Source organism: Nocardioides cynanchi, assembly GCF_008761635.1.
Classification (GTDB): domain Bacteria; phylum Actinomycetota; class Actinomycetes; order Propionibacteriales; family Nocardioidaceae; genus Nocardioides; species Nocardioides cynanchi.
In genome coordinates this window covers 112,222-134,177 of the sequence record NZ_CP044344.1, presented here as the reverse complement: position 1 = coordinate 134,177, position 21,956 = coordinate 112,222, and the positions used below count along the sequence as shown (strand labels likewise).

Genomic DNA, 21,956 nt, shown 5'->3' with positions numbered 1-21,956 from the left:
AGCGTGACGCGCGTGACCGGGTTCGCCTGGGTGGTGCTGGGCCTCGTCTTCCTCGACGAGCTGGCAGCGATGGCGGCGTACGGCGTCTGGGGCTGGCAGGTGGCCGACCCCCGGTTGCTCTGGGTCGTGGTCCTCCCGCTGGCGGCGATGACGGCCTGGTGGCTCTTCGCCTCACCCAAGGCGAGGTACGGCGAGCGCGGACGCCGCGAGGTGGTCAAGGTGCTGGTCTTCGGCCTGGCCTCGCTGGCCCTGTGGGACGCCGGGCACCACGGCTGGGCGCTGGCCCTGCTGGTGTTCTCCGTCGTGGTCAACGCCGTCGCGCTCCATCCGCGGATCAGCGAGGTCGCTGCGCAGACCTGACCGGCCCGCCTGCCGGGTCAGTCCGCGAGCCGGGCCAGCTCCTCGGCGACCACGCCGGGGTCCAGCTTGGTGAAGATCGGGGTGGGCTTCTCGACCTTCGCCCCGACCGTGACCGGCCGGCTCGCCCAGGGCGGCGTGCCGGTGTAGTCGCCGGTGATGATCGGGTAGACGTGGAGGCCGGCCCCCTCCTCGGGGTCGAGGTCCTCGACGTGCTCGACCACGGGCATCGGCATGAACACGCCCTCGCCGCCGTACGTCGTCCACACGGCGTTGGCGGAGAACGGCAGGAACGGCGCGAGCAGGGTGTTGCAGTCGAGCACGCACTGGGCCGCCACGTGGAGCACGGTACCGAGCCGCTCCCGCTGCGCGTCGTCCTTCATCTTGTAGGGCTCGGTGGCGGTGAGGTACCGGTTCACCTCGCCGACCACGCGCATCGCCTCCGCGATGCCGGCGCGCAGGCGCTGCCGCCCGACCAGGTCTCCGACGGTGCCGAAGGCCGAGCGGACCGCCGACAGCACGGCCTCGTCGACCGGCTCGAGCGGACCCGCGGCCGGGATCTCGCCGAAGCTCTTCGCGATCATCGTGGCCGTGCGGTTGACCAGGTTGCCCCAGCCCGCCACCAGCTCGGAGTTGGTGCGCTGGACGAAGTCCGCCCAGGTGAAGTCGGCGTCGGAGGTCTCCGGCCCGGCGGCGCAGATGAAGTAGCGCAGCGCGTCGGGCTGGTAGCGGGCCAGCATGTCGCCGACCAGGATCACGTGACCGCGGCTGGTGGAGAACTGCTTGCTCTCCATGGTCATGAACTCGCTGGAGACGATCTCGGTGGGCAGCTGGAGGTCGCCGAACGGCCCGGGCTCGCCACCCAGCGCACCCTTCCCGTCGTACGCCAGGAGCTCGGCGGGCCAGATCACCGAGTGGAAGACGATGTTGTCCTTGCCCATGAAGTAGTAGGACAGGGCCTCCGGGTCGTTCCACCACTCTCGCCAGCGCTCGGGGTCGCCGCCGTCCTGCTCGGCCAGCCGTCGCGCCCACTCGATGGAGGCGGACAGGTAGCCGATCACCGCGTCGAACCACACGTAGAGCCGCTTGGTCGGGTTGTCCCGCCACCCGTCGACCGGGACCGGGATGCCCCAGTCGATGTCGCGGGTCATCGCTCGCGGCCGGAGGTCCTCGATCAGGTTCAGGGAGAACTTGATGACGTTGGGGCGCCAGGTGCCGCCCTCCTCGCGCCCGCGGACGTACGACGAGAGCGCGTCGGCGAGCGCCGGCAGGTCGAGGAAGAAGTGCTGGGTCTCCACGAACGTCGGTGTCTCGCCGTTGATCTTGCTGCGCGGGTCGATCAGGTCGGTCGGGTCGAGCTGGTTGCCGCAGTTGTCGCACTGGTCGCCCCGCGCCTCGCCGTACCCGCAGATCGGGCAGGTGCCCTCGATGTAGCGGTCCGGGAGCGTGCGGCCGGTCGACGGGCTGACCGCGCCCTTGGTGGTCTTCTCCACCATGTAGCCGTTGCGGTGCACGGTGGTGAAGAGCTCCTGCACCACGCGGTAGTGGTTGCCGGTCGTGGTCCGGGTGAACAGGTCGTAGGACAGGCCGAGGTCCAGGAGGTCCTGCACGATCACCGCGTTGTTCTTGTCGGCGAGCTGCTTGGCGGACACGCCGGCAGCGTCCGCCGCGACCAGGATCGGGGTGCCGTGCTCGTCGGTGCCGGACACCATCAGCACGTCGTGACCGGCCATCCGCATGTAGCGGCTGAAGACGTCGGACGGCACGCCGAAACCGGCCACGTGGCCGATGTGGCGCGGGCCGTTGGCGTACGGCCAGGCGACGGCGGACAGGACGTGGGTCATGGCAACAACCCTAGTGAGACCGCGCCACCGGTTTCCCGGCGGTCGCCCGGTCAGCTGAAGTCGAGCTCGCCGACGCGGGTGCGCTTGATCTCGAAGAAGTACGGGAAGGCGGCCAGCGCGATCGTGCCGTCCCAGATCCGCCCGGCGTCCTCGCCGCGCGGGATCTTCGACAGCACGGGGCCGAAGAACGACGAGTCGTTGAAGGCGATGGTCGGCGTGCCGACGTCGTCGCCGACGCGGTCCATGGCCTCTTGGTGCGACGCACGCAGAGCGTCGTCGTACGACGGGTCGTCCATCGCCTCCACGAGGGTGGCCGGCAGCCCGGCGTCGGCGAGGGCCGCCTCGACGAGCTCGCGGCCGAGCTCCTGCTTCTCGTGGTGGATGCGCGCGCCGAACGCCGTGTAGAGCGGGCCCAGCGCGTCGGGGCCGACCGTCTGCTCGGTCGCGATCAGCACCCGGCCGATCGGGAGGCCGCGGGCGATCCGCGCCTGGTAGTCCTCGGAGAGGTCGCGGTCCTTGTTCAGGAAGTACAGGCTCATCACCCGCCACCTGACGCTCACGTCGCGCACCTGCTCGACCTCGAGCATCCAGCGGGAGGTGATCCAGGCGAAGGGGCAGAGGGGGTCGAACCAGAAGTCAGCCGAGTCAGTCATACAAGTTTCAACCGATGCAGATCTCCGGTGATTCCCCGATCGCCGCAGAATCCGTTGCCGAGTCGTGACCGGGCCGGAGTTGTCGCCCTCGTCACACCGGATGGCAGGATGCCCTCCATGCCTGGAACCAACCTCACCCGGGAAGAGGCCGCCACCCGTGCCGCCCTCCTCGACGTCACGTCGTACTCCATCGACCTGGACCTCACGACCGGCGACAAGACCTTCGAGTCCACCACCACGCTCCGGTTCACCTGCCGCGAGCCCGGCGCGGAGACGTTCGCCGACCTGGTCGGCGCGATCATCCACGAGATCACCCTGAACGGCGAGCGCGTCGACGAGGCGTCGTCGTACCAGGACAGCCGGATCCGGCTGACCGACCTCCAGGCCGAGAACGAGCTGGTGGTCCGCGCCGACTGCGCCTACTCCCACTCCGGCGAGGGTCTGCACCGGTTCGTCGACCCGGTCGACGGCCGGATCTACCTCTACACGCAGTTCGAGGTGCCCGACGCCCGCCGCGTGTTCACCACGTTCGAGCAGCCCGATCTCAAGTCGGTCTTCACCTGGACCGTCACCGCGCCGTCCGGGTGGAAGGTCGTGTCCAACGCGGCGACCCCGGAGCCCGAGGAGCTCGACGGCGGCAAGGCACGCTGGAGCTTCCCCGAGTCCAAGCGGATGTCGACCTACATCACCGCCCTGATCGCCGGGGAGTACCACGAGCACCTCGACGTGTACGACGGTCCCTACGGCCAGATCCCGCTCGGCCATTACTGCCGGCAGGCCCTGGTGGAGCACCTCGACATCGACAACCTGCTCCGGATGACCAAGCAGGGCTTCGAGTTCTTCGAGGAGGCCTTCGACTTCCCCTACCCGTTCGGGAAGTACGACCAGCTCTACGTCCCGGAGTACAACGCCGGCGCGATGGAGAACGCCGGGGCGGTCACGATCCGCGACGAGTACCTCCCCCGCAGCCGCCAGGACGCCGCCTTCTACGAGTTCCGGTGCTCGTGCATCCTGCACGAGATGGCCCACATGTGGTTCGGCGATCTCGTCACCATGAAGTGGTGGGACGACCTCTGGCTCAACGAGTCGTTCGCCGAGTGGGCGTGCTACCACGCAGCGGTCGAGAACACCGAGTTCACCGAGGCCTGGACCGGCTTCACCAACGCCCGCAAGAACTGGGCGCTGCGCCAGGACCAGCTCCCCTCGACCCACCCGATCGCGGCCGACAACTACGACCTGCACGCCGTCGAGGTGAACTTCGACGGCATCACCTACGCCAAGGGCGCCTCGGTGCTCAAGCAGCTGGTGGCCTGGGTGGGGCTCGAGCCGTTCATGGTCGGCCTGCGGCAGTACTTCAAGGACCACGCGTTCGGGAACTCCGAGTTCGTGGACCTGCTGACCGCGCTGGAGAAGGCATCGGGCCGCGAGCTCGACGCCTGGGCGAAGGAGTGGCTGCAGACCAGCGGCGTGAACACCCTGGTCCCCGAGTTCGAGCTGGCCGACGACGGCAGCTACGCGTCGTTCGGGGTGCGGCAGACCGGCGCCGGTGACGACGCCACCCTGCGCCGCCACCGGATCGGCATCGGCCTCTACGACGAGGTCGACGGCCGGCTCGTCCGCCGTCGCAGCATCGAGACCGACGTGGAGGGCGACCTCACGACCGTCGCCGACCTGGTGGGCGAACGGCAGCCCGACCTCCTGCTGCTCAACGACGGCGACCTGAGCTACGCCAAGATCCGCCTCGACGAGCGCTCGCTCGAGACGGTCGTCAAGGGCCTGCGGCTCCTCGACGACTCGCTGGCGCGGGCCCTGTGCTGGGGTGCGGCGTGGGACATGACCCGTGACGCCGAGATGAGTGCCAGCGACTTCGTGACCCTGGTGCTGGCCAACATCGGCACCGAGACCGACTCGTTCGGTGTCCGCGCCATCCCGGGGTACGCGAACGCGGCCGTCAACCTCTACTCCGCTCCGGACAACCGGGCCGGGCTCCGGACCTCGTGGGAGGCCGGGCTGCGCGACCTGCTCCACGCCGCAGAGCCGGGCAGCGACCGCCAGCTCACGTTCGCCCGCTTCTACGGCGCCGCGCTCGTCTCCGACGAGGGCAAGGCCGAGATCGCGGGTCTTCTCGACGGGTCGGTGACCATCGAGGGGCTCGAGATCGACACCGACCTGCGCTGGATGCTCCTGATCGGGCTGGCCAAGGCCGGCGCCGCTGACGAGGGCCGGATCGACGAGGAGCTCCAGCGGGACCCCACGATCTCCGGCAAGGAGTACGCCGCGGCCGCCCGTGCCTCGATGCCGACGGCCGAGGCCAAGGCCGCTGCGTGGACCGACCTGATGGAGAGCTCCGACATCCCCAACGGCACCCACAGCTCGATCGCGGGTGCCTTCATGCGGCACGGCCAGGAGGACGTCCTCGCGCCGTACGTCGAGAAGTACCTCGAGGCCGCGGACACCGTCTGGGACCGGCTCGGCACCCACATGGCGTCCGAGGCGCTGGAGGGCGCCTTCCCGCTCCCCCTGGGCAGCCCCGACCTGGTCTCGCGGATCGACCGCTGGCTCGACGAGTCACCCGCCAACCCCGCGGCCAAGCGCTTCGTGCAGGAGGGCCGGGCCGACGTGCTCCGTGCCCTCGCCGCCCAGGCCAAGGACGCCCCCACCCGCTGACTCGGCACAAACAGGCACTCACACCCCGCCGAGTCGGCACAGAAAGGCAGTCGAACAACGCCGACTCGGCGCAAAGAGGCACCCGAACCAGGCCGAGTCGGCACAAATAGGCGCCGGTACGACGCTGACTCGGCGCAAAGAAGCGTCTGCATGGCCTAGGCCGGGGCTGCCCGGGTGCCCTTTCGGGCCGAGTCATTGCCTGGAGCGTGCCTGTTCGCGCCGACTCGGCGTGTTCACCGTGCCTGTTTGCGCCGACTCGGCGTTACTGGGCGTGGAGGGTGCGGGGGGCGCGGGCCTGCATCGCCAGCATGCTGATGCCGCGGCGGAGGCCACGGACCACGTCGCCGGCGGCGAACTCGGTGCGCATCTCCAGCACGGCCAGGGCCACCTCGTGGTCGGAGAGCAGGCGGCGTACCTCGGGCCCGGTGACCACCTCGAGGTGACGCGCCCCCGGGTCGACCATGATCAGGATGCTGCGGTCGGGCGTGGAGAGCGCGGCGTGGAGGCGCTCGGCGAACTGTCGAGGCTCGCCCTCGGCATTGCCGACGAAGACGGAGAACTCGAACCTGGAGACCTGCTCGGCAGCGCGGATCGTCTGGTCGATCGCCACGCGCTGGGAGGCGTTGAACTCGCGGGCCATCGTCGTCACCAGGAGCCGCTGGCGCCGCCGGTCTCGCGGTCACCACCAGACGCCTCGCGGTCCGCGCCGGCCGCCTGGAGCTCTGCGGTGTCGCGGCGGCCGCCGAACCACTGGTCGTCGGTCCGGACGCCGGCCGGCGCCACCGACTCCCCGCGCACGATGCCGGGCAGGTAGATCGCCGCCAGGATCACCAAAGTGATCAGCACCGGGACGCCCAGGAGGAACAGCAGCTGGTGGAGCACGGGCACCGGCTTGGGGTCGCTCCAGCCCACCGGGATGTCCGCTGACGCGGGCCCGGCGTAGGTCATCAGGAGCAGGGTGGCCGAGCCCACAACGACAGCGAGGCGGCGCAGGGTGGAGGACGTCGAGGTCACGCGACGAGGATACTGGTAGCCATGCCCGACCCACTCTCCCTGCTCCCCCAGATCACCTGGTCGCAGCTCGGACCCAGCCACGAGAAGTGGTCGAGCCTCGGCTCGCTGGCGGCCAAGAAGTCGGCGACCCTGATCACCTTGGTGGTCGTGGGGCTGATCATCCAGTTCGTGCTCCACCGGCTGATCGACCGGCTGGTCCGCAGCGCCGAGCAAGGCGCGCTGCCCGACCGGATCACCCAGGCGACGCTCGGCCGCAGCTCTGCTCCCCCCGTCGCCGGCTCCACCCGGCGCATGCAGCGGGCGCGGACGATGGGCAGCCTCCTGAAGAGCATCAGCTCGGGGGTGGTCGTCGCCGTGATCGCGACCATGATGCTCAGCGCCCTGGGCCTGAACATCGGTCCGATCGTGGCCAGCGCCGGCATCATCGGCGTGGCGCTCGGCTTCGGCTCCCAGACCCTGGTGAAGGACTTCCTGGCCGGCATCTTCCTGATCTTCGAGGACCAGTACGGCGTCGGCGACGTGATCGACCTCGGCGACAGCCTCTCCGGCACCGTGGAGGCGGTCAGCCTCCGGGTGACCAGGCTGCGGGACACCAACGGGACCGTCTGGTACGTCCGCAACGGCGAGCTGCTACGGGTCGGGAACATGAGCCAGAACTGGGCGCGCACGGTCCTCGACATCCAGGTCAGCGCCCGCGAGGACCTCGCCAAGGTACGACGGGTGCTCGCCGAGGTGAGCGACGACCTGTGGAAGGACGACGAGTTCGACGGCGTGATCATCGAGCAGCCGGAGATCTGGGGGATCGAGGCGATGACGCCCGATGCGATCACCCTGCGGGTCACCCTCAAGACCGCGCCGATGGAGCAGTGGCGGGTCGCCCGCGAGATGCGGGAGCGGATCAAGGCCCGGTTCGACCACGAGGACATCGCGGCGCCGTACCCGACCTCGGTGGTGATGAACCGCAGCAACGCCGACCCGGAGCCGGCGCCGGTCGGCGCCGACTCGGCCGATGCGTGACGGCGGGCGGACACCCGCGACAATGACCGTGTGACCACCTTCTACGACGAGATCGGCGGCGAGCCGACGATCACGGCCATCGTCGCCGCGTTCTACCGCGGCGTCGCCGGCGACGAGGTGCTGCGACCGCTGTACCCCGAGGAGGACCTCGGCCCGGCCGAGGAGCGCTTCCGGACCTTCCTCATGCAGTACTGGGGCGGGCCCACGACATACTCCGACCGGCGCGGACACCCGCGCCTGCGGATGCGCCACGCGCCGTTCGCGGTCACGCCGGTGGCCAAGGAGCACTGGCTGACGCACTTCCGGGCGGCCCTCGACGAGGTGGCGCTGCCACCCGAGCAGGACGCGCAGTTCTGGGACTACGTCACCCACGCGGCCCAGTTCATGGTCAACTCGTTCGAGTGATGTAACGCACAGCGCTCTTCGCGACAAGTAGTGGGCACAGGGTCGATTCCCCACCCCCCGAGGAGAGTCATGAACAACACCCAGCTCCGCCGCATGGTCGCGATCAGCGGCTCGCTGGCCGTGATCGCCGTCGGTGGCAGCTATGCCGCCGGCGCGTTCGCGCAGTCCGGACACCCGGCTCAGGTGCGTCCGTCCGTCAGCACCGGCGACCAGGCTCGTCAGGACGGTCTGAACCGACACCACGGCAGCGCTCGTATCCACAGCCATGGGCGTCAACTGGGTACCAGCGGCACCACCGCCGGTACCCCCTCGGACGACCCCACGGACAACCCGACCGAGGACCCCACCGACGTTCCGACGGAAGAACCGACGGAGGAGCCCACCGAGGACCCGACCGACGGGCCGACCGACAACCCGACGGACAACCCCACCGAGGACCCGAGCGAGGACCCCGGTGACGACAACCCCGGTGACGACCACGGCGACGACTCGGGCGACACCCCCGGCGACGGCTCCAGCGACGGTACGGACAGCTCCGGCGACAGCTCCGGTGACAATTCCGGTGACAGCTCGGGTGACAACTCCGGTGACAGCGGCGGCGACAGCTCCGGCGACAGCGGTGGCGGTGGCGGTGACAGCGGCGACGGCCTTCGCTGACTGTCTGACGCCGGCGTCTCCCCGTCCATGTCCCCCACGTGGCGCGGGGAGGCGCCGATCGGCGGCTCCTGAGAAAGAGGTACGACGGTGACGATCACCTCCCTGCGGTGCGACGCACCGACACTCGAGCCCGACGACGCCTTCGTCGCTCGGCTCTCCGAGCTCGCGCGCGCCTCTCGCCCGACCCCATCGGGCGTCGCCGTCCTCGGGGGCGCGACCGGACGCTCACTGGCAGCGGCAGCGGCGGTGGCCGCGATCGCGGCCGGGACCGCCGTGGCCGCAGGGCAGATGAACCACTCCCACCCGCTGCCGAGTCCGCCGATCGGCACCCAGGAGACCAGCTCGCCCACCGCCTCGGACTCCGCCTCGAGCGACGGCGGTGGCGACCCGGTCGGCGCCGGCCGGCGCCACCGGTCGGACGCCGCGACCCGGAACGTCGAGGCCACGACTCCCGTCGGCACCGTCACGTCGGGGACCACCGACGGTCCGCTGCCCGGCCCGAACCCCGGCCCGGGCGACCCCAGCACGGACGGTGGCGGGGACCCCAGCGAGGATCCCACGGAGGACCCCAGCAGCGAGCCCACCGAGAGCTCCAGCAACGATCCCAGCCAGAGTCCCACCGGTGAGCCGTCCGACAGCGGCGGCGACGGGGGCGACGGCGGCGGCGGCGACAGCACCCCCAGCACTGATGGCGGCAGCGACGGCGGCGGCGACAGCAGCCCCGGCACCAGCTCGGACATCAGTGGTCACGACGGCAGCGGCCTGAGGGGCGTCGCCGATTAGCACCGTCGTCACGGCCGATGACGAGACGATCGCTCTGGCCAAGGACGGAGATCACGCGGCGTGGCGCGCCCTCTACCAGGCGAACGCCGGGCGCCTCGTCGTCTGGCTCGACACCCAGCCCACGCGCGACGCCGGCGTGAGCGCCGAGGACGTCGCCGCCGACGCCTGGCTCACCGCCGCCCGCAAGATCGCAGACTTCGACGGCACCTCGGACGAGTTCGCGGGCTGGCTGTTCGGGATCGCCCGGCTCCTCCTGCGCAACGCCCAGCGCCGGACGAGCCGGCGGCGTACCTCACCCACCTCGGTGGAGATCCTGGACCTCTCGGCCCGGGAGCCGGCCCCGGACGCCAGCGCCGGTCCCGACTCCGACGGGTGGGTCGCCTGGCTGCTGAGCCACCTGCCCGAGCGCGAGCGTCAGGTCGTGGCCTGCCTCGACGTAGTGGGCCTGGACGTCCCCTCCACCTGCGCCGCGCTGGGGATGTCGGCCTCCGCCGTGCGGGTCGCCCGGCACCGCGGCCTGCGCCGGCTCCGTGGCCTGGGCGTCGTCCTCACGGCGTGAGGCGCGCGGCCTCTCGTCGCTCCTCGAACAGCTCGTGGTGGCGCGGGTGCATCGGCACCGCGCGGCCGTCGTCACCGATGTTCACGCTGACCACCCGGCTCCTGGCCATCACCCGGTCGTGGTCACGGAGCTCGAGCTCGTAGGTGACCGAGCTCGAGCCGACCTCCTCGACCCGACCCCACACAAGGTAAGGCTCCGGACGCAGGTTCATCTGCCCGAGGTAGTCGATGTCCGTGCGGGCGACCACCAGGTCCACCGTCCCGTTGATGCGCGCCTCCTGGAAGACGCCGACGGCCAGATCGGTCTGCGCGTCCTGGAGGTAGTCGAGGTAACGCACGTTGTTGACGTGGCCGAGCAGGTCGATGTCGGAGAAGCGCACGTGCACCGGCCGGGTGAAGGCGCCGCCCCCCCACGGGGCCGGACGACGACGCTCGACCTCGGAGACGGTCGAGGGCTCACAGCCCACTGCCAGCCGCGAGCGCTCCTCGGCGGTGAGCCGGCGCGGGCGGTTGGCCGAGAAGACGAACGGCGTCAGCACGGTCGTGGCGCGGGCGTGGACGAGCGGCTCCTCGCCGTCGGCGTGCGTGGTCAGCTCGTAGCCGAGGGTGAACGACGCGGCCCGGACCTCGACCACCCACGTCTCGATCCGCAGCGGGGCGAACGACAGCCGCAGTGGGGCGAGGTACTCCAGCGTCGTGCGGACCACGACCAGGCCCTCGCCCGGCTGGGGCGAGACCTGGGTGTCGTGGCGGCGCAGCAGGTCGAGCCGCGCCTCCTGGAGGTAGTCGGCGAAGACGACGTTGTTCACCGTCCCGCCGGGGTGCAGGTCGGCGCGTCGCATCGGGCACTCGTAGACGTGGCGCACGGCCACGATCCTGCCAGCACCCGGCGACTGCGCGGGTCAGTGGTGCAGCGCGGCCCGGCCGTAGTAGGTGCGCATCGTCTGGTGACGTGCGAGCCGTACCCGGCGGTGGCTCGTGACGACCTGCACGCCCATCCCGACGGCGAGGCCGAGGGCGATCGCGGCGAGGACGAGGACACCGAGGAGGTAGTCGCCCAGCAGTGTGGAGTCGAAGGCAGCCATCTCAGTTCCTTTCTACTTCTGTAGAATCTCTACGTATGTAGAAAGTACGCCGTGCCCGTCACGACGTCAACTCGGCGGGTAGTGTCACGCGTCACCGGCCGGAGTGAGGATCGATGACCCAGGAGCGCGTGCGCAGCCCGCGGATGGTGCTGCTCCTCGATGCCGCCCTGCACGTCGTCGCCGAGCACGGCCTGCGGGGCCTGACCCACCGCGCCGTGGACCGCGAGGCCGGACTGCCCGAAGGCAGCTGCTCGGCGTACCTCCGCACCCGCCGGGCCCTGGTCACCGCGCTGACGTCGTACGTCGCCACCGGGGTCACCGAGGACTGCGAGCAGCTGGCCCGGGACCTCGCCGCCTGCCACCTGGAGAACCGTCAGGCGATCGAGCTGGTCACCTCGTTCTTCATGAGGCGGCTCGACGAGCGGGAGCGGCTGCTGGCGCGGATGGAGCTGTCGCTGGCGGCGGCTCGCGACCCCGAGCTCGCCTCCGTGCTCGCCAGCAACCAGCAGCAGCTGACCGAGCTGGTCCAGTCGATCCTGACCGCCCGGCACAAGGACCACAGCGGCGAGCGCGCGGCCACGCTGGTCGCGTCCTTCGACGGCATCCTCCTGGGCGCCCTCCCCCTGCCGGAGCCGGACCGTCGGCCCTTCGTCCGGCAGTCGATCGAGGTCCTGATCGGCGGACTAGGGTGACCTGAGTCCGACCTCCCCGTCCCGATCGGAGCGATCCTCGTGCCCGAAGCAGTCCTGGTCTCCGCCGCCCGCTCGCCGATCGGCCGGGCCGGCAAAGGCTCACTCACCGAGGTCAGGCCCGACGACCTGGTCGCCCAGATCATCCGGGTCGCGCTCGACAAGATCCCGGCCCTGGACCCGCACACCGTCGACGACCTCCACCTCGGCTGCGGTCTGCCCGGCGGGGAGAGCGGCTTCAACATGGCCCGCATCGTCAACGTGATGAACGGCATGGACGACGTGCCCGGGACCACCGTGACCCGCTACTGCGCCTCCTCGGTCCAGACCACCCGGATGGCCTTCCACGCGATCAAGGCCGGGGAGGGTGACGTGTTCATCTCGGCGGGGGTGGAGACGGTGTCCCGCTTCGGCAAGGGCAGCTCCGACTCGTGGCCCGACACCCGCAACCCCCTGTTCGACGACGCCGTCGCCCGCACCTCGACCCGGGCCGGCAGCGGGTCCGGCGAGGCCTGGCACGACCCGCGCAGCGACGACTACGTCCCGGACGCCTACATCGCCATGGGGCAGACGGCTGAGAACGTCGCCACCCTGCGCGGGCTGTCCCGCCGCGAGCTCGACGAGTTCGGCGTACGCTCGCAGAACCTCGCCGAGAAGGCCTTGGCCGACGGCTTCTGGCAGCGTGAGATCACCCCGGTGACCACGCCCGACGGGACCGTGGTCAGCGCCGACGACGGCCCGCGCGCAGGGGTCACGCTGGAGGCGGTCTCGCGGCTCAAGCCGGTCTTCCGTCCCGACGGCGTCGTCACCGCCGGCAACTGCTGTGCCCTGAACGACGGCGCTGCGGCCGTGGTGATCATGTCCGACACCCGGGCGGCGGAGCTCGGGCTGACACCACTCGCGCGGATCGTCTCCACCGGGGTCAGCGCTCTGTCACCCGAGATCATGGGACTCGGCCCGGTCGAGGCGACCCGGCGGGCGCTGGCCAACGCCGGGATGACGATCGGTGACATCGACCTGGTCGAGATCAACGAGGCGTTCGCGGCCCAGGTGGTGCCGTCGTACCAGGATCTCGGCATCGACCTGGACCGGCTCAACGTCAACGGCGGCGCGATCGCGGTCGGCCACCCCTTCGGCATGACCGGCGCACGCCTCCAGACCACCATGCTCAACTCACTGGACTGGCACGACAAGACGCTCGGCCTGATCACCATGTGCGTCGGTGGCGGCCAGGGCATGGCCCTGATCCTGGAGCGGCTGGCCTGACCCTCCGAACCCGCCGGGGCGCGGTGTCCGACGGATTCCGTCGGCTGCTCGCTACGATTCCGGCATGTCCGAAGGACGGGGGACGCGCTGGCTCGACGTGGAGCAACAGTCGTCATGGCGCTCGTTCGTGGTCGGGGTGACCCTGCTGCTCGACCGGCTCGATGCCGACCTCCAGCACGACTTCGACCTGTCGCTGACCGAGTACGAGATCCTGGTCCGTCTCTCCGAGCGTCCGCAGCGGCAGCTCCGGATGGCCCAGCTGGCCGACGCGCTCGCGCACAGCCGCAGCCGGGTCACCCACACCGTGACCCGGATGGAGAAGGCCGGGCTGGTCTACCGCACCACCTCGCCCGAGGACGGTCGGGGCATCGTCTGTCGGCTGACCGACCAGGGGTACGACCTGCTGGTCGCCGCAGCGCACGTCCACGTGACCGGGGTGCGCGACTACCTCGTCGACCGGGTCGACCCGGCCGACTTCGCGGCCCTCGGCCGGGTGATGGACGCCGTCTCCGACCGGCTCATCGCCTGCCACCCGGAGATGGACATCCGACCCAGCTGAGCGCTGCCGTCAGTCGCGGGTCAGCCTGCGGTGGGTCACCCGGTGCGGCCGCGCCGCCTCGATGCCCAGCCGCTCGATCTTGTTGTCCTCGTAGGCGGCGAAGTTGCCCTCGAACCAGAACCACTTGGCGTCGTCCTCGTCGTCGCCCTCCCACGCCAGGATGTGCGTGGCGATCCGGTCCAGGAACCACCGGTCGTGGGAGGTGACCACGGCGCAGCCGGGGAACTCCAGCAGCGCGTCCTCGAGCGACTGCAACGTCTCGACGTCGAGGTCGTTGGTCGGCTCGTCGAGCATCAGGAGGTTGCCGCCCATCTTCAGCGTGAGCGCGAGGTTGAGCCGGTTGCGCTCACCGCCGGAGAGGACACCGGCGCGCTTCTGCTGGTCGGGACCCTTGAAGCCGAACGACGCGACGTAGGCCCGCGAGGGCATCTCGAAGTTCGCGACCTTGATGAAGTCGAGCCCGTCGGAGACGACCTCCCAGACGTTCTTCTGCGGGTCGAGGCCGCCGCGGCTCTGGTCGACGTAGGAGATCTTCACGGTCTTGCCCACGACCAGCTCGCCGTCGTCGGGCTTCTCCTCGCCGATGATCATCTTGAACAGCGTGGTCTTGCCGACGCCGTTCGGGCCGATCACACCGACGATGCCGGCGCGGGGCAGCGTGAAGGAGAGGTCGTGCATGAGCGTGCGGCCGTCGAAGCCCTTGCCCAGGCCCTTGGCCTCGAGCACGATGTCGCCCAGCCGGGGACCCGCCGGGATGTTGATCTCGCCGGTGTCGATCTTGCGGTTGCGGTCGGCCTCGGCGGCCATCTCCTCGTAGCGGCCCAGGCGGGCCTTGCTCTTGGCCTGGCGCGCCTTCGGGTTGGACCGCACCCACGCCAGCTCGCGCTCGAGCATCTTGGCGCGCTTGGCATCCTTGGCGCCCTCGATCTTGAGGCGCTCCTGCTTGGTCTCGAGGTAGGTCGAGTAGTTGCCCTCGTAGGGGTGGGCCTTGCCGCGGTCGAGCTCGAGGATCCACTGCGCGACGTTGTCGAGGAAGTACCGGTCGTGGGTCACGGCGAGCACGCAGCCGGGGTAGGAGGCGAGGTGCCCCTCGAGCCACTGCACCGACTCGGCGTCGAGGTGGTTGGTGGGCTCGTCGAGCAGGAGCAGGTCCGGCTGCTGGAGCAGCAGCTTGCACAGCGCGACACGGCGCCGCTCACCACCCGACAGGTTGTCGACCAGCACCTCGGGAGGTGGGCAGCGCAGCGCGTCCATCGCCTGGTCGAGCCGGCTGTCGAGGTCCCAGACATTGGCGGCGTCGAGCTCGCTCTGCAGGTCACCGGCCTCGGTCGCGACCTTGTCCTGGTCGGCGTCGGGGTCGCCCATCATCAGGTAGAGCTCGTCGAGGCGGGCCATCTTGGCCTTGGTCTCGGCCACGGCCTCCTCGACGTTCTCCAGGACCGTCTTGCCCTCTGTCAGCGGCGGCTCCTGCTGGAGCATGCCCACCGTGGCGTCCGGGTCGATGATCGCGTCGCCGTTGTTGGCGTGCTCGAGCCCCGCCATGATCTTGAGCAGGGTCGACTTGCCGGTGCCGTTGGGCCCGACGACGCCGATCTTCGCGCCGTGCAGGAACGACAACGTCACGTTGTCGAGAACCACCTTGTCGCCGTGCGCCTTGCGCACGTTTCGCAGGGTGAAGACGTAGTCAGCCATGCTCCGAACCCTACGGCGCGAGCACCGCAAACGCCGGATCGGGGCCACTCGTCAGGCGGCGTCGGCGGGCACCTCCTCGGTGCTCGCGCCGTCGGACGCGACGACCGGCTTCCGGCGCTGGAACCGGCTCGTGCCGCGGTTCAGGTCGTGGCCGACGAACGCGGCCTCGATCTCGAAGGTGGTCACCTCCAGCCCGGCCTTGTTGGTCCAGACGTGGGCGCTCAGCTTGCCGTGCACCACCACGGGGTCGCCGCGCCGCAGGGACTGCTCGCAGTTCTCCGCGAGCGCCCGCCAGGCGTTCACGGAGTACCACTGGGTGTCGCCGTCTTCCCAGGTCTGGGTGGAGCGCTGGAAGCGGCGCGGGGTGCTCGCGACCCGGAAGCTGGCGACGGGCACGTCGGCGGCCTGACGCACGCTGACGTCGTTGCCCAGCCAGCCGGACAGGGTGACGAAGGTTTCGTTCATGGGTCTCTCCTCGGTCTCGTCGGTTGCTGGGACGAGCCTCGGGAGGAGCACCGACAGGACCACCGGCGCCGGACAGGACCTGTGGAGACGGCGGACCGGTAGAGGGGCTGTGGAAGGGAAGCGGGCTACTTGAGCGCCCCGGCCAGCCCCTCGCGCACCGTGTCGTACGCCGCCAGCTCACCGCGCACCGGGGCCACCACGAGCTCGTCCGCGACCCGTGAGATCGCCTCACGGAGTCGCCGGTCCGCGGTGCGGGCACGGGAGCGCGCGGTGGCCGAGACCAGCAGCCGGCAGGCCAGGGCCAGGAGGACCCCGAGGATCACACCGCCGAGCAGGAGCGCTGTGGGCAGCAGGAAGCCACCGACCTCCGGGGCCGAGGGGTTCGAGCCGCTCAGGTACTGATCGCCCGCGAGCACCCCCAGCCAGCCGAGGCCGACCAGGGCGGCCAGGAGGAGCACCCACTGGAGCAACCGGACGGCGCCGGCCCAGACCGGGATCCGGTCGGCGTCCAGCTCCGTGCCCGCGAGCGCGGAGTCGAGGCGGTCGTTGAGATCGGGCAGCCGCGAGACCGAGGCCCGGCGGACCGCATCGGCCCACGGTCGGGCCAGGGGCGCCGAGACCTCGTCGGCCACGGCTCGCACCTCGCTGTCGACCCTGGCCCGTTGCACCGATGTGGCTGCCGGAACCGACGTCCGCCCGCGCCGCGTGAACTCCTTGCCGGCCTCGCCGAGGTCGAGGTGGAGCCTCCGGAGCGGGTCAGGGCGCAGCCGCGAGATCCACGACGTCACGGGCCACCCGGTGGCGCGGCCGGCCCGGAGCCGGGTCGCCGACTCGACCGCCGCCACCACCGTCGGCACCCCGGCGGCGTCGGCGAAGGCGTCCTCGAGGGCGGCGATCCGCTCCTTGGACAGGGCCGGGTGGGTGCTCGTCCCACTGGCCTCCTGTAGGCGGGTCGCCGCGTCCTTGAGGTCGGCCTGGATCCGGGACCGGGTCACGCTCTTGGCCTTCACCCGCCGCTGGATCTCGCTCCGGAGGGCGTCGATCCCCTCGCCGGTGCGGGCGCTGGTGGCCAGCACGGGTACGCCGTCCAGGCCGTCTGCGTCCACCAGCCGGCGTACGTCGTCCAGCATCGCCTGTCGCCGGTCCTCGGGCACCTCGTCGATGTGGTTGAGGACCACCAGCATGACGTCCTTGTGGGACGCGAACGGGGCGAGATAGCGGTCGTGGACGGCGGCGTCGGCGTACTTCTGCGGGTCGAGGACCCACACCATCAGGTCGGTCAGCTCGATCAGCCGGTTGACCTCGAGGTGGTGGGACACCTCGGTCGAGTCGTGGTCGGGCAGGTCGAGGAGTACGACGCCCTGGAGCGCGCTGTCCTCCTTGCCGAGGTCGAGCAGGGAGTCGCGCATGACCTGGTGGCGCGGCGCGATGCCGAGCCACTCGAGCAGCTCGTCGGCACCGGCCTTGCCCCAGACGCAGGCGGTCGCCCACGAGGTCGTGGGCCGGCGTACGCCCACCGAGGAGAGCTCGACCCCCGCGAGCGCGTTGAAGGTCGACGACTTCCCGGAGCCCGTGGCCCCGGCGAGCGCCACCACGGTGTGGTCGGCGGTCAGCCCGAGCCGGTGGGTGGCCCGGCCGACCGTGGCCTCGGCCTCGTCGACCACGGGGTCGGGGAGGCGACCGCGGGCGGCCGCCGTCGCCCGTCCGAGCCCGTCGATCCGGTCTCCCAGATCCGAGCCACGAGACACCAGTCTCCTGGCCCCTTCCACCAGCGACGACATGTTCTCCCTCGCACAGACCCGGACGATGACGCGTTCAAGCCTAGTGCGAGTGGGTCGCGGGCCCATCGCTGGCGGCGAACCGGAGGTCGTCGACCTTCCGCGCGGCGGCGCGCACCCGGTCGGCCGCGCCCGGCTCGAGGCCGAGGCTGCCGAGCAGGTCGAGGTAGCGGGCCCGCTCGTCGTCGAGCAGGGCCCGGACCCGTACCTCGAGCTTGCGTCGGGCCCGGTCGGACAGGCGCCGGACCGCCTGGTCGCCGAACACGGCCTCGAGCAGCTTCTGGCCGAGCACCGCGCCGCCTCCGGCGATGCCGACCTCCGCACCGGTGAGCCCCGCGGTCTGGGCGAAGACCACCACCATCAGGGAGACCGACAGCCCGTTCAGGCCGTATGCCAGGAACCGCGCGGTCGTGCGCTTGTCGGCACCCTCGGTGCGCACCATGTCGAGCACGTCCTGCTGCCACTCGCGGACGGCGCGCTCGGCCTTGCGGCGCAGCCCGCGCGAGGCTCGCCCGAGGTCCTCGCCGACGTCGGACAACAGCTCCTGACCCGGTGCCAGCGTCTGCCAGGAGGCCTCGGCGCGCTCGGCCGCAGCCTCCGCATGCTCGAGGATCAGCGTCTCGAGGCTGGACTCGACCGCCACGCTGACCCGCTCGGCCTGCTGCGGCTTGCCCTTGACGGCGTTGACCATCCGGTCGCGGAGCCGGCCGACCCGCTGCTCCAGGGACCGGAGCAGCTCGCCGGTGCCGACGAACTCCTGCCACCGCACCAGCACCTCACCGCGCAGGAGCGTGCCGTCGGCGGTGGCGTCGATGATCCGGCGGACCTCCTCGTCGTACGCCGCCTCGGCGCCCACGCGCAGCCGCTCGGCGACCTCCGCCTGCTCCAGACAGGCGTCCGCCACGGTGTGGGCCCGGCGAGCCAGGCCCCGGATGGCACCGTCGAGGGTCTGCTTGACCATGGCCGCCCGCGCGTCCGCGTCGGCGCCGAGCTGCGAGAGCCAGCGCCGGATCTCCGCCACCTGGCGCGGCGGCAGCAGCCCCTGCTCGTTCAGCGTCGTCTCGTTGACGGTGAACAGCGGCGAGTCCTTCAGCCCGCGGGCTGCCAGCATCCGGGCCAGGTGGGTGGCCACGGTCTCGACGGCGTCCGCGGGCGTCCGGTCGAGCACGATCGCGACCGCGGCCGAGCGCTCGGCGGCCTGGCGCAGGAAGTCCCACGGCACCTGGTCGGCGTACCTCGCGGCGGAGGTGACGAAGATCCACAGGTCCGCGGCCGCCAGGAGCTCGGCGGCGAGGTGGCGGTTGCTCTCCTCGACGGAGTCGATGTCGGGAGCGTCGAGGATCGCCAGTCCCTGGGGTACGACGTCCAGCGGCACCAGCTGCAGGGCCCGCGGGTCCACCGTCGGCCGGCTGACCCGCTCCAGCTCGGGCAGCAGTCGGCCCGGACCGAACCAGTGCGCGTCCGCGGGGTTGTGCACCAGCACCGGCGAGCGGGTCGTCGGGCGCAGGACGCCGGACTCGGTCACGCGGGTGCCGACCAGCGAGTTGACCAACGTCGACTTGCCGGCGCCGGTCGAGCCGCCGACCACGGCCAGCAGCGGGGCGTCGAGCGTGACCACCCGCGGGATGACGTAGTCCTCGAGTTGGTCGACCATCTCGGCGCGGGCGGAGCGGCTCGCCTCGACGCCCGGCAGCTCCAGGGGCAGCACGGCCTCCTGCAGCACCGAGCGCAGGCGCACCAGGGCGGTGACCATCTCGGTCCCGCTCGTCTGGGCGCCCGTGTGGGCGCTGCCCGGTCGGGTCGGCTCCGTCATCGGATGGGTACCACCTGTCCCGGGAACGCGATCGAGGGCCGGATCTCACTGATGCGCGCAACGTATCCACGTCCACGATCAGCGAAGTCCGGGGGTGGTACGCCGCGCAGGTAGCGGCTGTGCAGGAAGCCGAGCTCGACCACCGCCTGCTGGTAGTCGCGCATGGCGCGCTCGGCGTCGGCTCCCCCGGTCTCCCGAGCATACGCCCGGCTCGTCCTCCGGGCCGCGAGGTCGACGACCCACCCGATGTCGGTCGCCGGAAGCAGCCCCCGCCGTGCGGCGTCGGCCAGGGCGCCGGCGAGCATCCGGCCCTCGGTCTGCCGGACCCAGGTGGCCAGCGCCACCGCCAGCAGGAAGACGGGCGCCATCAGGATCAGGTAGACCGTCACGAAGTTGCCCGGACCGTAGACGGTGGCGGTGTTCCAGGCGGCGTGGGCGATCACGGCGCAGGCGTACCCCGCAACCGGCGCACCAATGCGCACGGCCCGGCGGCGGGAGCTCACCGCGATCCCGACACCGACCCCGGTGCACGCCGTGAAGAGCGGGTGCGCGAACGGGCTGGCCAGGCAGCGCAGGACGAAGGTGCCGGTCAGGGCGTGGACCCCGCCGGGGCCCAGGTCCGGGGAGCCGTCGTACGCACTGGCCAGGTAGAGGATGTTCTCGGTGAAGGCGAAGCCGACCCCGACCATCCCGGCGTACACGATGCCGTCGAGCACGCCGTCGAGCTCCGCGCGACGCCACCACAGCAGGAGCAGCAGGAAGAGACCCTTGCTCGCCTCCTCGGCCAGGGGCGCGCTGAGCTCGAGCATCCGCTTGTCGGAGAGCCCGCCGACGAAGCCGCCGACACCTTCGAGGAGCAGCGCGATCGCCGTGGCCACGAAGACGCCCCACACCAGGCCGCCGGCCAGCAGCCGGCGCGGCTCGGGCTCGTAGCGGTCCAGCCAGAGGAAGCAGGCGACCAGCGGCCCGACCGGTACGGCGGCCAGGAGCGCCGCGAGCGCGGTGCCGCGCGGAGCCCCGGACAGGCCCACGACCACGGTCACCGGGACCGCGCACACGAGGACCGAGGCCGTCACCACGACCGTGAAGACGGCACCGTCGCGGGTGGCTCGGCCCATCCCCCCAGCCTATCCGAGGAGCACCTTTCCCCTTCGCACACACGGCCGCGCCGGGCGTAGGCTGCCGACGTGAGCGAACAGACACCCGACGCCGTTGCCACCACCACCACGGGCCCGGAGCAGTCTCCGGAGACCGCGCTGAAGACAGAGTCCCACGACCCGGCCGTGCCGCCCGCCTACTCGCAGTTCATGCGCCAGGGCTGGGGTGACCGGGAGCTCGACCTGCCCGCGCACCCCATCGCGTCGTACGCCGAGGCTCGCCGCCGGAAGCTCGCCGAGGCCTTCCCGGGCGAGCGGCTGGTGCTGCCCGCCGGGGGGTTCAAGGTGCGCTCCTACGACACCGACTACCGCTTCCGTCCCGACACCGCGCACACCTACTTCTGCGGCAACCAGACCAGCGACGCCGTGCTCGTCGTCCCGGAGACGGGAGCCGGCGACTCCGTGCTCTACGCACGGCCCCGCTCCGAGCGCACCACCGACGAGTTCTTCCGCGACCGCCAGTACGGCGAGCTCTGGGTCGGCCGCCGGCCCTCCCTGAAGGAGATCTCCGACTCCCTCGGGCTGGAGGTGCGACACATCGACGACCTCCCCGCCGACCTCGGCCGCTCGGGCAAGACCCGCGTCCACCGCGGTGTCTCCGAGGGCGTCGACCGGATCGTGTCGGCCGACGAGACCCGTGACGCCGACTTCGCGCGGGTGATCTCCGAGATGCGCCTGGTCAAGGACGCCTGGGAGGTCGGCGAGCTCCAGACCGCCTGCGACATCACCACGCTCGGCTTCACCGACTCGGTCGCCGAGTGGGACCGCGTGCTCGAGTACGGCGAGCGCTGGGTCGAGGGCACCTTCTTCAGACGGGCGCGGGCGATGGGCAACGACATCGGCTACGACTCGATCGTCGGCGGCGGCGCCCACGCGACGACGCTGCACTGGATCGACAACACCGGGCCGATCACCCCGGGCGAGCTGGTCCTGCTCGACATGGGCGTCGAGGGCCACAACCTCTACACCGCCGACGTGACCCGCACGCTGCCGATCGACGGCACGTTCACCTCGCTCCAGCGCGAGCTCTACGACCTGGTGTACGCCGCACAGGAGGCCGGCATCCAGGCGGTGCGTCCCGGCGTACCGTTCCACGCCGCGCACGACGCCGCGATGCACGTGCTCGCCCACGGGCTGGAGGGCCTCAAGCTGCTGCCCTGCTCGGCCGAGGAGGCGCTGGACCCCGAGTCGAAGGTCTACGCGCGCTGGACCCTGCACGGCACCAGCCACATGCTCGGCATGGACGTCCACGACTGCGGACAGGCGTCGCCGGACGTCTACCCGAAGGGCGACCTCGCCGAGGGCATGGTGCTCACGGTCGAGCCCGGCCTCTACTTCCAGGCCGACGACCTGCTGGTCCCGGAGGAGATGCGCGGCATCGGCATCCGGATCGAGGACGACATCCTGGTCACCGCCGACGGCTTCCGGAACCTCTCCGACTCCCTGCCCCGTACGTCGTCCGACGTCGAGGCGTGGATGGGGAGCGCCCGCTCCTGA

At 71.2% G+C, this 21,956-nt stretch carries 22 protein-coding genes; 11 read left to right on the top strand and 11 right to left on the bottom strand.

Annotation, left to right across the window (positions count from 1 at the left end; genetic code table 11):
• The first annotated feature begins 12 nt into the window (after positions 1 to 12).
• Positions 13 to 360, top strand: a complete 348-nt coding sequence (locus E3N83_RS00800; protein ID WP_151081536.1) for a YrdB family protein — start codon at positions 13 to 15, stop codon at positions 358 to 360.
• Between the two features lie 17 nt (positions 361 to 377).
• Here the strand turns inward: E3N83_RS00800 and metG are convergent, their stop codons facing one another.
• A complete protein-coding gene (gene metG, locus E3N83_RS00795; RefSeq protein ID WP_151081535.1) occupies positions 378 to 2,201 on the bottom strand; it encodes a methionine--tRNA ligase in 1,824 nt (607 codons plus the stop codon).
• A 50-nt stretch (positions 2,202 to 2,251) separates the two neighbouring features.
• The gene (locus E3N83_RS00790; protein ID WP_151081534.1) at positions 2,252 to 2,854 is read right to left on the bottom strand and encodes a mycothiol-dependent nitroreductase Rv2466c family protein; all 603 of its coding nucleotides are present in this window, start codon (positions 2,852 to 2,854) and stop codon (positions 2,252 to 2,254) included.
• A 117-nt stretch (positions 2,855 to 2,971) separates the two neighbouring features.
• Here E3N83_RS00790 and pepN point away from each other — a divergent pair, with 117 nt between their 5' ends.
• Positions 2,972 to 5,521 (top strand): aminopeptidase N, encoded by a 2,550-nt coding sequence (gene pepN / locus E3N83_RS00785; protein WP_151081533.1) that lies wholly within the window; start codon positions 2,972 to 2,974, stop codon positions 5,519 to 5,521.
• A gap of 262 nt (positions 5,522 to 5,783) precedes the next feature.
• Here the strand turns inward: pepN and E3N83_RS00780 are convergent, their stop codons facing one another.
• Together E3N83_RS00780 and E3N83_RS00775 are read right to left on the bottom strand one after the other, a co-directional pair.
• Positions 5,784 to 6,161, bottom strand: a complete 378-nt coding sequence (locus tag E3N83_RS00780) for a DUF5130 family protein (protein ID WP_238343146.1) — start codon at positions 6,159 to 6,161, stop codon at positions 5,784 to 5,786.
• 5 nt (positions 6,162 to 6,166) lie between these two features.
• Complete coding sequence (locus tag E3N83_RS00775) at positions 6,167 to 6,535, bottom strand: hypothetical protein (protein ID WP_151081531.1); 369 nt, start codon at positions 6,533 to 6,535, stop codon at positions 6,167 to 6,169.
• A 21-nt stretch (positions 6,536 to 6,556) separates the two neighbouring features.
• Between E3N83_RS00775 and E3N83_RS00770 the strand changes: the two genes are divergently transcribed.
• The 5 genes from E3N83_RS00770 (at position 6,557) to E3N83_RS00750 (ending at position 9,956) form a co-directional block, all read left to right on the top strand.
• Positions 6,557 to 7,552, top strand: a complete 996-nt coding sequence (locus tag E3N83_RS00770; RefSeq protein ID WP_151081530.1) for a mechanosensitive ion channel family protein — start codon at positions 6,557 to 6,559, stop codon at positions 7,550 to 7,552.
• A gap of 30 nt (positions 7,553 to 7,582) precedes the next feature.
• Entirely contained in the window at positions 7,583 to 7,957 is a 375-nt protein-coding gene (locus E3N83_RS00765) for a globin (protein WP_151081529.1), read from the top strand.
• Positions 7,958 to 8,026: 69 nt separating this feature from the next.
• Complete coding sequence (locus tag E3N83_RS20140; RefSeq protein WP_151081528.1) at positions 8,027 to 8,614, top strand: PT domain-containing protein; 588 nt, start codon at positions 8,027 to 8,029, stop codon at positions 8,612 to 8,614.
• 87 nt (positions 8,615 to 8,701) lie between these two features.
• Entirely contained in the window at positions 8,702 to 9,397 is a 696-nt protein-coding gene (locus E3N83_RS00755; RefSeq protein WP_151081527.1) for a hypothetical protein, read from the top strand.
• A complete protein-coding gene (locus E3N83_RS00750) occupies positions 9,393 to 9,956 on the top strand; it encodes a sigma-70 family RNA polymerase sigma factor (RefSeq protein WP_151081526.1) in 564 nt (187 codons plus the stop codon). Before E3N83_RS00755 ends, E3N83_RS00750 begins: the two co-directional genes overlap by 5 nt.
• On the opposite strand, the gene E3N83_RS00745 is transcribed toward E3N83_RS00750, so the two are convergent.
• Both E3N83_RS00745 and E3N83_RS00740 read right to left on the bottom strand, forming a co-directional pair.
• Positions 9,946 to 10,821, bottom strand: a complete 876-nt coding sequence (locus tag E3N83_RS00745) for an acyl-CoA thioesterase (RefSeq protein ID WP_151081525.1) — start codon at positions 10,819 to 10,821, stop codon at positions 9,946 to 9,948. The two genes, E3N83_RS00750 and E3N83_RS00745, sit on opposite strands and share 11 nt — an antisense overlap.
• 36 nt (positions 10,822 to 10,857) lie before the next feature.
• Positions 10,858 to 11,040, bottom strand: a complete 183-nt coding sequence (locus tag E3N83_RS00740) for a hypothetical protein (protein WP_151081524.1) — start codon at positions 11,038 to 11,040, stop codon at positions 10,858 to 10,860.
• A gap of 113 nt (positions 11,041 to 11,153) precedes the next feature.
• Between E3N83_RS00740 and E3N83_RS00735 the strand changes: the two genes are divergently transcribed.
• The 3 genes from E3N83_RS00735 to E3N83_RS00725 all read left to right on the top strand — a co-directional run bounded on the left by E3N83_RS00735 (position 11,154) and on the right by E3N83_RS00725 (position 13,554).
• On the top strand, positions 11,154 to 11,732 hold the full coding sequence (locus E3N83_RS00735; protein WP_151081523.1) for a TetR/AcrR family transcriptional regulator: 579 nt from the start codon (positions 11,154 to 11,156) through the stop codon (positions 11,730 to 11,732).
• Between the two features lie 39 nt (positions 11,733 to 11,771).
• Positions 11,772 to 12,995 carry an acetyl-CoA C-acetyltransferase gene (locus tag E3N83_RS00730; RefSeq protein ID WP_151081522.1) on the top strand — a complete coding sequence of 408 codons (1,224 nt, stop codon included), beginning with the start codon at positions 11,772 to 11,774 and terminating at the stop codon, positions 12,993 to 12,995.
• Positions 12,996 to 13,059: 64 nt separating this feature from the next.
• A complete protein-coding gene (locus tag E3N83_RS00725; protein ID WP_151081521.1) occupies positions 13,060 to 13,554 on the top strand; it encodes a MarR family winged helix-turn-helix transcriptional regulator in 495 nt (164 codons plus the stop codon).
• Positions 13,555 to 13,563: 9 nt separating this feature from the next.
• Here the strand turns inward: E3N83_RS00725 and ettA are convergent, their stop codons facing one another.
• From ettA to E3N83_RS00700, 5 genes are all read right to left on the bottom strand, one after another.
• A complete protein-coding gene (ettA, locus tag E3N83_RS00720) occupies positions 13,564 to 15,246 on the bottom strand; it encodes an energy-dependent translational throttle protein EttA (RefSeq protein ID WP_151081520.1) in 1,683 nt (560 codons plus the stop codon).
• Positions 15,247 to 15,297: 51 nt separating this feature from the next.
• The gene (locus E3N83_RS00715) at positions 15,298 to 15,711 is read right to left on the bottom strand and encodes a single-stranded DNA-binding protein (protein ID WP_151081519.1); all 414 of its coding nucleotides are present in this window, start codon (positions 15,709 to 15,711) and stop codon (positions 15,298 to 15,300) included.
• A gap of 125 nt (positions 15,712 to 15,836) precedes the next feature.
• Positions 15,837 to 17,459, bottom strand: a complete 1,623-nt coding sequence (locus E3N83_RS00710; protein ID WP_238343001.1) for a GTPase — start codon at positions 17,457 to 17,459, stop codon at positions 15,837 to 15,839.
• Between the two features lie 73 nt (positions 17,460 to 17,532).
• Positions 17,533 to 19,302, bottom strand: coding sequence for a GTPase family protein (locus E3N83_RS00705; RefSeq protein ID WP_238343000.1), 1,770 nt, complete (start codon positions 19,300 to 19,302; stop codon positions 17,533 to 17,535).
• Positions 19,299 to 20,420: a PrsW family intramembrane metalloprotease gene (locus tag E3N83_RS00700; protein ID WP_151081517.1), complete on the bottom strand. Its 1,122-nt coding sequence runs from the start codon at positions 20,418 to 20,420 to the stop codon at positions 19,299 to 19,301. The genes E3N83_RS00705 and E3N83_RS00700 overlap by 4 nt, the downstream gene beginning before the upstream one ends.
• A 69-nt stretch (positions 20,421 to 20,489) precedes the next feature.
• On the opposite strand from E3N83_RS00700, the gene E3N83_RS00695 reads away from it, so the two are divergent.
• A complete protein-coding gene (locus tag E3N83_RS00695) occupies positions 20,490 to 21,956 on the top strand; it encodes an aminopeptidase P family protein (RefSeq protein WP_238342999.1) in 1,467 nt (488 codons plus the stop codon).

What these genes read in the sequence shown, in the direction of transcription:
- metG (WP_151081535.1), bottom strand. Translation starts at nt 2,201, where the DNA reads ATGACCCACGTCCTGTCCGCCGTCGCCTGGCCGTACGCCAACGGCCCG.
- E3N83_RS00790 (WP_151081534.1), bottom strand. Translation starts at nt 2,854, where the DNA reads ATGACTGACTCGGCTGACTTCTGGTTCGACCCCCTCTGCCCCTTCGCC.
- pepN (WP_151081533.1), top strand. Translation starts at nt 2,972, where the DNA reads ATGCCTGGAACCAACCTCACCCGGGAAGAGGCCGCCACCCGTGCCGCC.
- E3N83_RS00780 (WP_238343146.1), bottom strand. Translation starts at nt 6,161, where the DNA reads ATGGCCCGCGAGTTCAACGCCTCCCAGCGCGTGGCGATCGACCAGACG.
- E3N83_RS00770 (WP_151081530.1), top strand. Translation starts at nt 6,557, where the DNA reads ATGCCCGACCCACTCTCCCTGCTCCCCCAGATCACCTGGTCGCAGCTC.
- E3N83_RS20140 (WP_151081528.1), top strand. Translation starts at nt 8,027, where the DNA reads ATGAACAACACCCAGCTCCGCCGCATGGTCGCGATCAGCGGCTCGCTG.
- E3N83_RS00740 (WP_151081524.1), bottom strand. Translation starts at nt 11,040, where the DNA reads ATGGCTGCCTTCGACTCCACACTGCTGGGCGACTACCTCCTCGGTGTC.
- E3N83_RS00735 (WP_151081523.1), top strand. Translation starts at nt 11,154, where the DNA reads ATGACCCAGGAGCGCGTGCGCAGCCCGCGGATGGTGCTGCTCCTCGAT.
- E3N83_RS00725 (WP_151081521.1), top strand. Translation starts at nt 13,060, where the DNA reads ATGTCCGAAGGACGGGGGACGCGCTGGCTCGACGTGGAGCAACAGTCG.
- ettA (WP_151081520.1), bottom strand. Translation starts at nt 15,246, where the DNA reads ATGGCTGACTACGTCTTCACCCTGCGAAACGTGCGCAAGGCGCACGGC.
- E3N83_RS00715 (WP_151081519.1), bottom strand. Translation starts at nt 15,711, where the DNA reads ATGAACGAAACCTTCGTCACCCTGTCCGGCTGGCTGGGCAACGACGTC.
- E3N83_RS00705 (WP_238343000.1), bottom strand. Translation starts at nt 19,302, where the DNA reads ATGACGGAGCCGACCCGACCGGGCAGCGCCCACACGGGCGCCCAGACG.
- E3N83_RS00700 (WP_151081517.1), bottom strand. Translation starts at nt 20,420, where the DNA reads ATGGGCCGAGCCACCCGCGACGGTGCCGTCTTCACGGTCGTGGTGACG.